11 protein-coding genes are annotated in these 12406 nt (G+C 64.4%); 6 read left to right on the top strand and 5 right to left on the bottom strand.

The window, feature by feature from the left end; translation table 11 throughout:
• Window positions 1–28 precede the first annotated feature (28 nt).
• Both GCN78_RS17845 and GCN78_RS17840 read left to right on the top strand, forming a co-directional pair.
• Window positions 29–1039 carry a hypothetical protein gene (locus GCN78_RS17845; RefSeq protein WP_152252871.1) on the top strand — a complete coding sequence of 337 codons (1011 nt, stop codon included), beginning with the start codon at window positions 29–31 and terminating at the stop codon, window positions 1037–1039.
• Window positions 1040–1195: 156 nt separating this feature from the next.
• Window positions 1196–2347 carry an AI-2E family transporter gene (locus GCN78_RS17840; protein ID WP_152252870.1) on the top strand — a complete coding sequence of 384 codons (1152 nt, stop codon included), beginning with the start codon at window positions 1196–1198 and terminating at the stop codon, window positions 2345–2347.
• A gap of 129 nt (window positions 2348–2476) precedes the next feature.
• Here the strand turns inward: GCN78_RS17840 and GCN78_RS17835 are convergent, their stop codons facing one another.
• From GCN78_RS17835 to GCN78_RS17825, 3 genes are all read right to left on the bottom strand, one after another.
• The gene (locus GCN78_RS17835; protein ID WP_152252869.1) at window positions 2477–4210 is read right to left on the bottom strand and encodes a methyl-accepting chemotaxis protein; all 1734 of its coding nucleotides are present in this window, start codon (window positions 4208–4210) and stop codon (window positions 2477–2479) included.
• Between the two features lie 417 nt (window positions 4211–4627).
• Window positions 4628–5827 (bottom strand): toxin-antitoxin system YwqK family antitoxin, encoded by a 1200-nt coding sequence (locus GCN78_RS17830; RefSeq protein ID WP_152252868.1) that lies wholly within the window; start codon window positions 5825–5827, stop codon window positions 4628–4630.
• A gap of 41 nt (window positions 5828–5868) precedes the next feature.
• The gene (locus GCN78_RS17825) at window positions 5869–6783 is read right to left on the bottom strand and encodes a DMT family transporter (protein WP_152252867.1); all 915 of its coding nucleotides are present in this window, start codon (window positions 6781–6783) and stop codon (window positions 5869–5871) included.
• A 101-nt stretch (window positions 6784–6884) separates the two neighbouring features.
• Here GCN78_RS17825 and GCN78_RS17820 point away from each other — a divergent pair, with 101 nt between their 5' ends.
• The 3 genes from GCN78_RS17820 (at window position 6885) to GCN78_RS17810 (ending at window position 8966) form a co-directional block, all read left to right on the top strand.
• Entirely contained in the window at window positions 6885–7673 is a 789-nt protein-coding gene (locus tag GCN78_RS17820; protein WP_152252866.1) for an AraC family transcriptional regulator, read from the top strand.
• A 116-nt stretch (window positions 7674–7789) separates the two neighbouring features.
• Window positions 7790–8389, top strand: a complete 600-nt coding sequence (locus tag GCN78_RS17815; protein WP_152252865.1) for a MarC family protein — start codon at window positions 7790–7792, stop codon at window positions 8387–8389.
• A 31-nt stretch (window positions 8390–8420) separates the two neighbouring features.
• Complete coding sequence (locus tag GCN78_RS17810; protein WP_152252864.1) at window positions 8421–8966, top strand: DinB family protein; 546 nt, start codon at window positions 8421–8423, stop codon at window positions 8964–8966.
• On the opposite strand, the gene GCN78_RS17805 is transcribed toward GCN78_RS17810, so the two are convergent.
• Both GCN78_RS17805 and GCN78_RS17800 read right to left on the bottom strand, forming a co-directional pair.
• Window positions 8931–10121 carry an MFS transporter gene (locus GCN78_RS17805; protein ID WP_152252863.1) on the bottom strand — a complete coding sequence of 397 codons (1191 nt, stop codon included), beginning with the start codon at window positions 10119–10121 and terminating at the stop codon, window positions 8931–8933. The two genes, GCN78_RS17810 and GCN78_RS17805, sit on opposite strands and share 36 nt — an antisense overlap.
• The gene (locus tag GCN78_RS17800) at window positions 10118–11299 is read right to left on the bottom strand and encodes a serine hydrolase domain-containing protein (protein ID WP_152252862.1); all 1182 of its coding nucleotides are present in this window, start codon (window positions 11297–11299) and stop codon (window positions 10118–10120) included. The genes GCN78_RS17805 and GCN78_RS17800 overlap by 4 nt, the downstream gene beginning before the upstream one ends.
• Before the next feature lie 124 nt (window positions 11300–11423).
• Between GCN78_RS17800 and GCN78_RS17795 the strand changes: the two genes are divergently transcribed.
• Window positions 11424–12314 carry a LysR family transcriptional regulator gene (locus tag GCN78_RS17795; protein WP_152252861.1) on the top strand — a complete coding sequence of 297 codons (891 nt, stop codon included), beginning with the start codon at window positions 11424–11426 and terminating at the stop codon, window positions 12312–12314.
• Window positions 12315–12406: the final 92 nt, after the last annotated feature.

The following is a 12406-nucleotide window of genomic DNA, read 5'->3' as shown; positions in this document are numbered from 1 at the left end:
CGGCCTGACGTCTCGACAAGGATAGCCATTGAATACCCGAGGAAACACCACTTTCCGCATGCTGTCGCTGTGCGCCGCCCTGTGCCTGCCGCTTTCCAGCATGGCACAGACCATTTCTGCCGAAGACGCCGCCTTCGTGGCCGCCACCGTGCCCGTGCCGTCGCCGCCGCTCAGCCTGAACGAGCATCCGCAAATCCGCGCCGACGTCTTCCGGCTGCTCGGTTATGCGCGGGGCGACTATACGCAGGGCGATACCTTGATCGCGCTGCAGGTACTCGACAGCATGCGTTCGCTGCATGACATCCGGCGCACCATGCTGCCCGACGGGCGTTCGGTGCTGGCCTCCATCAACCCCGGCCAACACGGTGCGCAGCGCGCCGCCATGCTGTTCGACCCGCAACGCAAACTGCTGGCCCTGGGCCTCGTCAACGGCCATTGCCAGGCCGCCATCGGCGACGCCGCGCCCGCCTGCCTGCCGTCCACGCACGCCGTGCTGACCTTGTTTGTGCCACCGGGCGCGAAGGACGAGAGCGCCGCACCGCTGCTCGTGTGGGCGCGGCAACTGCCGGCCATGCTGGCGCAGGCGGCGCCGGAACAGCGGCAAAGCATTGCCGTGGTGGAGTACATCACGACGCGTCCCGACCAGCCCGGCTGGGAGCCGCGCGACGTGCCGCCCGGTTTTCCCGCCAGCTTGCTGCATCTGCTGCTGCCGAATGCGGAATTGAGCAGCAGTTCCAGCGGCGGCAAACGCATCGCGCCGGCGGGCCTGGCAGGTTTGCCCATGCGCACGCCCACGGAAGCAGCGGAGGCGGGCGACGAGCCCATGCCCGACGCCAGCATCACCCTGCGCAGCTATGCCGATTTCCACTGGGTGCTCAACACCTACGCCACACTGGCCAAGGGCGCGCAAGTGCAGGGGCATGACGACAAGGTCGTGTTCACTGGCAGCGATACGGGCGGCCGCTACACGGTGACCTTGCGCGAACAGGGCAATAAAGACAGCGTGTTCATCACCGTGGCCAGCTGGCGGGGAAAATAGGCGGCAGGGAAAAGCATTGCCATTACGCACAAGAGCATGGCATTTTGGCATTTTGCGGTATGATTTCCGGCCGTGCGGCGCGGCCCCGTCCCTGCCTCGCCCACCTGCCCTTCAAGCCAGCCACGCTTGCGTAGCATCCTGCCCTAAGGAATTCATATGTTCGGTTTTAACTTGCGCGTCGCCAAGATGGTGTGGACGGCTTTCCTCATCGCCTTCCTGCTATTTCTTACCTACAAGGTCTCGTCGACCCTGATCGTGGTGGTGTTTGCCATTTTCTTCAGCTACCTCGTATATCCGCTGATCGGGCTGCTTGAACGCCATGGCCCGAAGCGCCTGCCGCGCACGGCCAGTATCGGCATCGTCTTCCTGGTGGTGATCTTGCTGGTGGCGGTGCTGGGGTCGATCTTCGGGGCGCGCATCGAGGAAGAGGCGATCAAGCTCAGCGATCAATTACCGACGCTACTCAAGGGGAATAATTTTGCCGAGCGCATTCCATTGCCGGAATTCATGGAGCCGTTGCGCGCGCGCCTGCTGTCGTTCATGCAGACACAGCTGAGCAGCGGTTCGGGACAGGCCATGCCGCTGGCGAAGGAGCTGGGCTTGACCGTCATGCATGCGGCCAGCAACCTGATCTATCTGGTGCTGGTGCCCGTGCTGAGCTTTTTGCTGATCAAGGAAGGGCCGGACATGCGCGACGGCTTGCTGTCCCTGCTGAACCGCCCGAACAAGAAACTGTGGGGCGCCATCATCGATGACCTCGACATCCTGCTGTCGCGCTATGTGCGCGCCCTGCTGCTGTTGTCGATCGCCACCTTTGTGTCCTACAGCATCGCCTTTTCCCTGATGGGCGTGCCGTACAGCCTGCTGCTGGCCGGCGCGGCCGCCCTGCTGGAATTCATTCCGTTTGCCGGCCCGCTGGCCGCCGCCGTCATCGCCGTGGTCGTAGCCGGATTCAGCGGCTTCGAACACGTGTTCTGGCTGATCGGCTTTATCGCCGCCTACCGTCTGTTCCAGGATTACGTGGTCAATCCCTACCTGATGAGCGAAGGCGTGGAAGTGAGCCCGCTGATGGTGATCGTCGGCTTGCTGGCCGGCGACCAGCTCGGGGGCGTCGTCGGCATCTTCCTGTCCGTGCCCGTGATGGCTGCCATCAAGATCGTCTTCGTGCGTGCCAGGGCGGCCTTGCAGGCGCGCCACGATGCTCTGGAGAAAGCGGAACAGGCGGCCGAGGAAGCGCGCGCCCAGGCCCTGGCCGAGGCGGCGCGCTTGCAGGAGCAGGGCAGCAAGATAGCCCTGGAGCAACAATAATCTAGAATCAACAACGCCTAAAAACCGTAGCGAGCGGCAGCAAGTTGTGGCTGAGAAGCGCAACTGTGCTAGAGCACAGTGAGCATCGCAAGCCGCAAATTGCGACGCGCAGTAGGTTTTTAGGTGTTGTTAAAACTCTTCCCACTCGCCGCTGTTATCCGCGGCAGGCTTGGCCGGACGCGGTTTGGCGGCAGGGGCAGGGGCAGCAGCGGCACCGGCCGGCGCCAGGCGCAGGGCCGGGCGTTTCAAGGCCGTGCTGGCGGCGGCCACGACAGGCTTGCGCAAGGCAGGCTTGGCCGCCGCAGGACCGCTGTGGGCGGCGTCCAGTTTAAAGATGCTGACCATTTCGGCCAGCGCCGCTGCCTGTTCCTGCATCGATTCCGAGGCGGCCGCCGCTTCTTCCACCAGGGCCGCATTCTGTTGCGTCACGGTATCCATTTCCGCCACGGCTTGATTGATCTGGCCGATGCCCAGTTCCTGTTCGCGGCCGGCGGCGCTGATCTCGCCCATGATGTCCGTCACGCGGCGGATGCTGGACACGATCTCGTCCATCGTCGTGCCCGTCTGGCTGACGAGCGCGCTGCCGGCGCCCACGTTCTGCACCGACGCTTCGATGAGCACTTTAATATCCTTGGCGGCGCTGGCCGAGCGGTGCGCCAGGTTGCGCACTTCCGTGGCGACGACGGCAAAGCCACGGCCTTGCTCGCCGGCACGGGCCGCTTCCACGGCCGCGTTCAGGGCCAGGATGTTGGTCTGGAAGGCGATGCCGTCGATCACGCCGATGATGTCGGCGATCTTTTTCGACGATTCGCTGATGGTGCCCATGGTGTCGACCACTTGCGCCACCAGCGCGCCGCCCTTGACGGCCACATCCGATGCGGAGACGGCCAGCTGGTTCGCCTGGCGCGCATTGTCGGAATTCTGCTTGACGGTCGAAGTCAGCTCTTCCAGCGAGGAGGCCGTTTCTTCCAGGCTCGACGCTTGCTGCTCCGTGCGGCTCGACAGATCCAGGTTGCCCGAGGCGATTTCATTGCTGGCCGTGGCGATGGCGCCGCTGCCGTCACGCACGCCGCGCACGGTGGTCGACAGGCGCTCCTGCATTTTCTGCAAGCCCGTCAGCAAGGCACCCATCTCGTCGTGGCGCGTGATGACGATGTCGTTGGCCAGGTTGCCGTCGGCAATGGCGCCGAAATGGCGCAGGGCCTGGTCCAGCGGGCCAAAGATGGCGCGCAGCAGCAAGATACTGGAAATAATGGTCAGCAAGGCGCCAACGATCATGCCGCCGATGGCCATGATCACTTGCGTGTGGTAGCTGGACTGGCTTTCCGCATACATCGCGGCGGCCGAAGTGGCCTGGAATTGGGTCAAGGTTTCGGCAGCCTGGTCCAGAGTGCGGTACAGCGGCGTCAGCCCCTTCATCATCAAGCCGTCCGCTTGCTCGATGTTGCCTTCACGCAAAGCCTTGCTCATGACCAGCACGCCATTGTTGATATATTCGCTGCGCTTCTTGTCCATGTCGTCGGACAGGCGCTTTTCGTCCGCGCTTTGCGGCAGGCCCAGGTACACCTTCCAGGACTTGTTGGAGGCTTCCAGGAATTGTTCCGCGCGCGCCAGGGTATCCTTGGCATCCGGCGCATCCGGGTGCACCATCACGCGGTCCATTGTGAAACGGGCACGGCCCAGGGCAATCTGCGATTCGCCGATGGCTTGCGTCGATGCCAGCTGATTGCTGTAGACCTCGTTGAGGCTGTTGTTGGCCGATTTCAGGCTGATGATACTCATGGCGCCCAGCACGGCGATCAGTACGCCCAGCACACTCATGGTGGCAATCAGGCGCATTTTTATTGTTATGTTCGACAGCATGCAATTTTCCTTGGTAGGGGCGCAACCATGCCTGCGCTCACCAAACGGGATAGCAGCAAGCGCCAGAGAGGCGGGTCACGTGAATTGTTCAGGACAGGTCGATACGGCGTGTGCGGCGGCAGGGGGGAAGGCGGCCCGCGCATATCGTCAGGAGTGCAATACAGGGCAACGAGGTCGAGGTTTCCCGTACTTTTAATTTCCTGACTGCAAGATACAGGGAAAGATTACCAGTAGCAACATCCAGCATGGATTTTCACGCTTTGTAACAAGTAGATGATGTTTTTTGCGCAGAACTGTCATTCCGCTGCCGTGCGCGGTCGCGTGGGAATGCCAGGTATGTTAATAGACGGTTTCTGTCATGAGCTTGCCGTCGAGCATGGTCAGCATGTGCCGGCCACCGCCCGGCGTCGCCGCCTTTCACGGCCCCTGTCGCACGTCATCGACGTACAAGCCGCCGCCGCCAGGTTCGACCCACTGGCCCTGCTTCTTGCCGTTCACATAGTTGCCCTGCCATTGCACCACACCATCGATGCGGCGCTCGCTGGGGCCGTCCAGGCGGTCTTTCACGAAATGGTCGTAACCGGTGAAGCTGTGCATGTCCGCTGCGCGCCATTCTTCCACGCCCGGACTCACTTCCCAGCGCCCCGTGCGCTGGCCCTTGACCATCAGTCCCGTCGTCGTTTCATCGCCGCTTGCATACGTCCATGGTCCTTCCGCCTTGTCGTCGACGAAGGCGCCAGACGAGCGGATGGTGTTCGGCTCTTCGTAGTGCCATATGCCGGTACGCTTGCCGTGCACATACTGACCACGGGCAAACACGCTGCCGACGCAGCCATTCACCTCATATTCGATAAATACCCCATCCTGGCTGGCGGCAAAGCGCTGCGGCTGTGTTTCCCAGGTGATCCACTTGACGTGGTAGCTGGGCGCACGGCTCCCTTGCCAGCCCTTGCCCAGCAAATACGTGACAGTGAGGAAATGGCCATCCTTTTCCTGGAAGGTTTTTTTATAGGCAAACGCGGGCTTATCGGCCGGCTTGCCGGGCAATAAGTCACCGTCGATATTGAAATAGCCGACCAGGGTGCCGTGCGCATGCTCGATGGCGTCGAACTCGGCCACGCCCGTCGGCGCGTAGGCGATGCTGTAATCGATCAGTTGCAAACGGGCCAGCGCCGCGCGCACCCGCGCCTCGTCCATGGTGTTCGCACCGCGCACGATGGCGTTCAGGGTAGGCTGCAGGGCGGCGACCTTGAACATTTTGCCGCCGCTGGATTCGTAGCGGTAGGCATGCAAGCCATACTGACCACCGTTGCGGGTGAGCACGAACGTCGTTTCGCCTTCGCTGTCGAGATCAAGCTGGAACACGGCCGCGATGCTGGCCTTGCCATACTTGTCCAGATTCATGCGTTTCTCGCTGATGCCATTGCACTGGCAGTAATAGCCGTTGACTTCGCCATTTTCCCGCAGGAAGGCCAGCACCACGCCGCCGTCGCGGCGCTCGACAACCTTGGCGGTGGCCATGGGGACGCCTTCGTAGAAACGCGCCGCCTGTACTGGCGCCAGGGCGCCCAGCGCCAGCAGCGCCGCCATCGTACTCATCCAAAATGTTTGCCGCATGCCAACTCCACTGCCGAAAAACCGCCATTATGCATGGCCGTTCAGGCAAGACCGGACACGCCAGGCCGCCGGCGCCACAGAGGCCGCTGCACCGTCTGCGCCAGCAGCACGCCCAGCAGCGAGATGCCGCCGCCGACCAGGTGGTACACATGCATGCTTTCATGCAGCCAGACGATGGCCAGCAAGGCCGTCAGCAAGGGCAGCAGGTTGACGTAGATGCTGCAGCGGTTCGGCCCCAGCAGTTTCACGCCTTCGATCCACAGGTAGGACAGCACGATGGACGAACCGATGCCCGCATAGCCGATCAGGGGCAAGGTGGTGGCGTCCAGCCTGGCGCTGCCGGGCGGCAGCAGCAGGAACAGCGGCAGCATGCACGCCAGGGCCGCCAGCGCCTGGCAATAAATGGCTTGCCAGGCGGGAATGGACAAACGCCAGCGACGCAGCAGCACGCCGTACAGGGCAAAGCTCAGGCAGGCCAGCAGCATCAGCGCGTCGCCCGCATGCACGCCTTGATGCAGCAAGGCCAGCACGTCGCCGCGCCCCACCAGGTACAGCAAGCCGCCAAACGACAGCACGCCGCCGGCCGCCATGCCCACCGTCAGGCGCTCGCCCAGCAGCAGCACGCTGAGCAGGGCCGTCATCAGGGGCGCCAGCGCCGTGACGATGGCCATGTTGGTCGCCGTGGTGCTTTCCGCGGCGCGGTAGGACAGGCTCTGGAACAGGGCCATCGACATCACGCCGCACACGGCCAGCTGCCACCACTGGCGGCGGATGGCGGCACGGTTGCGCCACAGCGGACGGGCGATGAACGGCGTCATCACCAGCAGCACCAGCACCAGGCGGTAAAAGGTGATGGCCGTGGGGGCGATGCTGGACGCGGCCAGCTTCGAGACGACGACGTTGCCGGCCCACAGCAGCATGGCCAGGAAGGGATAGATATAGGCGCGCACAGGCATGCGAGGCTCCAGGAAGAGTTGCGGGAAACCATCATGCCGCAGGCGCGCCGCGCCTTCTCGCGCTAAGATGTCTCTACCTATTGCAAAACTGACCCTCTTTCATGGATTGTTCCTCCGCCGCCTTTCAGGAATTGCTGCCAGTCACGGCGCGCGCCATGGCGCTGGCCGTCGACTATGCGCATGGCCATGTGATTTCCGTGCACCGCCACACGCATGCGCAATTGCTGTACGCTATCGAAGGCGTGATGACCATCGAGGCGCAGGGAGGGCGCTGGGTGGTGCCGCCCACGCGCGGCGTGTGGCTGCAGCCCGGCATCGCGCACCAGGTGCGCATGAGCGGCGCGGTGAAAATGCGCACGGTGTTCATCGACTGCGCCAGCTCCCCGCTGCTGCCGCGCCACAGCTGCGTGCTCGACATCAGTCCCCTGCTGCGGCAACTGATCGTGGCGGCCGTCGACATCGCGCCCGATTTCACGGAAGGCAGCCGCGACTGGCATCTGCTGCAATTGCTGTTGCACGAGCTCGACAGCCTGCCCGTGCTGCCCCTGTATCTGCCCTTACCCGTGGATGCGCGCCTGCGCGGCATTTGCGCGCGGCTGATGGCGCAGCCGGGCGAACAGCAGACGGTGGCGCACTGGGCGCAGGAACTGGCGATCACCGAGCGCAGCCTGCACCGCTTGTTCCAGAAGCAGACGGGCATGCGCTTTGGCCAGTGGCGCCAGCAAGCGCGGCTGCTGCGGGCGCTGGAACAATTGGCGCGCGGCAGCAAGGTCATCGACGTGGCCATGGACAATGGCTACACGAGCCAGAGCGCCTTCACGACCATGTTCAAGAAGCATTTCGGCACCACACCGACGGCGTTTTACCAGGCAAAAGTCATCGCCGCGTAAAAAAAATGCTGCTATGCATCAATAATCATGGGCGACAGCCGCCGCTCTTGTTATCATCGCAAGCCTTATCGCAGCGCGCCCATCCTGGCAGCGGTGCTGACCTCAATCACATCACCATGACACAGAATTTTTTCCAGACATTTATCCTGCTCTTGCTTGTCACCGATCCGTTCGGCAACGTTTCCCTGTTCGTCAACGCCCTGAAACGGGTACCCATCGAGCGGCGCTGGAAAGTCGTGGTGCGCGAATGCATGATCGCCTTCGGCATCTTGCTGCTGTTTATGTTCTTCGGCCGCCATTTCCTCAACGCCTTGCAGTTGTCGGAAATCGCGCTGCGCATCGGCGGCGGCGTGATCCTGTTCCTGATCGCCATGCGCATGGTGTTTCCGCAGCCCAGCGCCGGCAATAGCGACCACGAGATGGCAGGCGAACCGTTCATCGTGCCGCTGGCCATCCCCGCGCTGGCCGGCCCGTCGGCGCTGGCGACGGTCTTGCTGTTTTCCTCGCATGAAATGAACGACGTCATCGCCCACGTGGCGGGGCTGACGGCCGTGGCCGTCGTCTGGCTGGCCGTCTTCCTGTGCGCCGAACGCTTGCAGCGCGCGCTCGGTCCAAGAGTCATGACGGCGTTTGAACGCCTGATGGGCCTGATCCTGACGGCGATGGCCATTGAAATGCTGCTCGCAGGCATACGCGCGTTCCTGAAGTCCGTTTGACATAGAACAATCAACCACTGGAGGAATCACCATGAGCCGTTGCGCCCACCTTTGCCTGATGGCCGATTACAACCAGTGGATGAATGCCAAGGTGTATGCGGCGGCGGCCAGCCTGCCTCCCGGCGAGCTGGAGCGCGAGCGGGGCGCCTTCTTCGGCTCCCTGCTGGCCACCCTGAACCACGTGATGGTGGGCGACACGCTATGGCTGCAGCGCTATGCGCAGCACCCGGCCGGCTTTCCCCTGCTCGACCCCATCCGCGCCATCACGCCGCCCGCGTCGCTCACGCACCCGCTGTTCGCGGCCGAGGATTTTGCCGCCATGCATGCGCACCGGCAATGGCTGGACCAGCTCATCATCGACTGGGCCGCCTCCATCCGCGAAGAAGACCTCGACCACTTGCTCGATTACCGCAACAGCAAGGGGCCGAACCGGCGCGAATTTTTCAGCCTGCTCATGCATTTTTTCAACCACCAGACGCATCACCGGGGCCAGGCCAGCACCCTGCTGTCGCAAGCGGGCGTGGATATCGGCGACACGGATCTACTGTTTCGCATCCCCAACCATCTTGCCGACTGAGGGCAGGCGGTAGCGCCACGCCTTGAGCAGGATCAAGGCCAGCGCCAGACCGCCCAGTAGCGCGCCGCAAGCCAGCGCCCCCGGCATGCCGTAGGATTCGATGGCCATGCCTCCCGCCAATGCCCCCACCGTCACGCCCAGATTGATGGCGGCGATATACACGCCGATGGCGAACGCGGGCGCCTCGCGCGCTTCGCTGCTGAGCCACACTTGCGTGACGATCAGCCCACTCGTGTGCGCCGCGCCCCAGAACAGCAGCAAGACGGCCAGCGCCGCCCAGCCGAGACCAGTTCCCGCATGGCGGTACAGCAGCCAGTACGCCAGCCCCAGCAGCAGTGGCTGCAGCACCACCGTGCGCAGCACATGCGTGCCCAGCTGGCGCCCCGCGAACAGATTGCCGGCCACGCCGCCCACGCCAAACACCACCAGCGCCAGCCCCGTCTGGCGCGCCGACAAGCCCGCCACCTGCTGCAGGTAAGCGGCCGCATACGCATACACGGCAAACATGGCGGCAAACACCAGCACGGCGGCGGCGATGGTGAACCACAGGGCGGGTTTGCGCAGCACGGCCAATTGACTGCCATACGCCAGCGGCGCTTCGCGCGGCGTGTCCGGCAAGAACAGGTACAGCCCCAGCGCAGCCAGCGCGTTGACGAGGGCGCAAGCCAAAAACGATGCCTCGTAGCCAACCTGCGCGGCGATCCAGGTGGTGAGCGGAATCCCCAGCACCATGCCCATGCTGGTGCCCGTGAACGCATGCGCGCCGGCCCGCGCCGCCTCGCGCGGCGGGTACAGGGCGGCGGCGGCCACCATGGCCAGCGAGAAATACACGGGGTGGAACAGGGCCGGCACGATGCGCAGCGCCAATAACCACTCGAAGCGGGGCGCATAGGCCGAGGCCACGCTGGCCAGCGCGAACACCAGCAGCGAGACGATCAGCACGCGCTTGCGGCGCCAGCGCGTGGCCAGCAGCACGAGGAAGGGGCCGCCCACGGCGATCACCAGGGCGAACAGGCTCACCAGCGACCCCGCCTGCGCGGCCGTCACGCCATAGCGCTGCATGATCATCGGCAAGATGCCCACCACGCCAAACTCGATGCAATACACGCCGAACAGGCCCAGCGCGAGAAAGACGATGGGGTGCGGGCGCGTCATGACAGCGTCCCGGTGCCATACACTGCCTGGCACAGCTCCGTCACGAACGGTCCCGCCATGCCCTCCAATGCCGTATTCGTGAACGCCACCACCGACAATTCTTGCGCAGAGTCGACAAACCACGAGTGGCCATACGTGCCGCCCATGCGCCAGCTGCCCACGGACTCGGACGTGGCGGCGGCAAGCGGGTCCGTCAGCACGGTAAACCCCAGGCCAAAGCCGCGGCCCGGCCAGAACGGCATGTCGAAATCACCGGTCTGGCTTTCGCCCATCTGGCGCGCCAGCGCCGGCGGCAGCAGGGGCGCGCCACCCAGGCGCAAGGTTTCCAGCAGGCGCATGAAGTCCGGTGCCGAGCCCACCATGCCGGCGCCGCCGGATGGATACGCGTGCGCATCGCGGGCGCGCGCCGGAGCTAACGTAAAACCTGCCATGCCATCGAGAAACGGCAGATGGTCTTCCCCCGCGTCGCGCAAGCGGCGCGGCCGGGACTCGCCCGCCGCTCGGTCCGCATACGCGACGGCCAGGCGCGCCGGATCGGTAGCCATGAACCCCGTGTCGCGCATGGCCAGCGGCGCCGTCACCAGCTGTGCCACGGCGTGCGCCAGCGGCAAGCCCGTCACCGCTTCGATCACGGCGCCCAGCACATCGGTGGCGATCGAATACGCCCAGCGCTCGCCCGGCGCATACGCGAGCGGCACGGTGGCCAGGCGGCGCAGGTTATCCTCCAGGGAAATACGGGACGCATCCATGCCGTCCGATACCCCCGCCTGCGCATACGCGCCGCCCGGCGGCTGGAAGAAGCCATAGTCGAGGCCCGCCGTGTGCGTGAGCAAGTGACGCACGGTGATTGCCGCCACGGCGCCGTCCGGCTGGCGCGGCGCAAAATACGGCAGCCATCGCACCACCAGGTCGTCCAGCCCCAGGCGATGCTGCCCCACCAGCGCCAGCGCGGCCGTGGAGACGATGGGTTTGCTGACGGACGCCAGGCGGAAGACGGCGTCATCAACCATGGGCGTGCCCGCCTCGCGGTCCAGGCAGCCAGCCGCGCGGCGATACACGTCCTGGCCCCGGTGGCGCACCAGCACCACGGCGCCCACCAGGCGCTGCTGGCGCAAAACAAGATCGAGCAAGGGATCGATGCGGGCGGACAGAGCCGCGGCAGAGAAGTTGTACGTCATGGTTCAGCCTTTCAAATGATCAGGCTGCCAAGGTAAGGCAAGCGCAATCAAAGAAAAACAGGCTATAGTTTCCGTCTGTGCGGACGTTGGCGTCCGCAATCAATGGTGAGGAAACGGAAGCAACATGGATAACCTGGCGGGATTCACGGCCTTCGTGCAGGCGGCCGAACTGCGCAGCTTCGTGGCGGCGGGCCGGGTGCTGGGCATTTCCGCCTCGGCCGTGGGCAAGAGCATCGCGCGGCTGGAAGCGCGCCTGGAAGTGCGCCTGTTTCAGCGCAGCACGCGCAGCATCGCGCTGACCAGCGAAGGCACCGTGTTTCTCGAACGCTGCCGGCACATCCTGGGCGAGATCGAGGCGGCCGAGCTGGAGTTATCGAACAGCAAGAGCGCGCCCCGAGGCCGGCTGCGCGTCAGCCTGCCGCAAGTGGGCAGCCTGCTCAATCCCGTGCTGGCCGCGTTCGCGCGCGCATATCCACTGGTGGAGCTCGACCTCGATTTCAGCGACCGCCGGGTCGACGTGATCGAGGAAGGCTACGATGCCGTCGTGCGCGCGGGAGACAGCGCCGACAGCCGTTTGATGAGCCGCCAGCTGGGCCGGTTCCAGCTGCAACTGGTGGCCGCGCCCGCCTACCTGGCGCAGCACGGCACGCCGGTACTTCCCGCCGACCTGGTCCGCTACACTTGTCTGCTATACAAGTTCCCCAGCAGCGGCAAGGTCGAGGCGTGGCCTTTGGCCGAATGGCCCGCCTTGCAGGCGGCCGGCCTGCCGGCGCTACTGAACTGCAACAATGTCGAGACCTTGCTGCACTTCGCCGAAAGCGGCCTGGGCATCGCCGCCCTGCCCGACTTTGCCGTGCGCGCGGCGCTCGCTAGCGGCCGCTTGCAGCCGGTGCTGGACGCGCACCGCCGGCACGACGGCGCCTTTCGCCTCCTGTGGCCCAGCAGCCGCCACCTGACGCCGAAACTGCGCGCTTTCATCGATTTCCTGGCCACCCACATGTTTGCGGAAAACTGAGTCCGCCTCCGGCGCCGCGCTCGTTGTTTCCACACGACAACTTATTTAATTTGCTACCAATTTTTAAACTTTTCGGGGACTTGATACAAGTT

It is taken from the genome of Janthinobacterium rivuli (genome assembly GCF_009208735.1).
GTDB lineage: Bacteria > Pseudomonadota > Gammaproteobacteria > Burkholderiales > Burkholderiaceae_D > Janthinobacterium.
The sequence above is the reverse complement of the archived record's forward strand: the minus strand, read 5'-3'. Positions and strand labels throughout refer to the sequence as shown.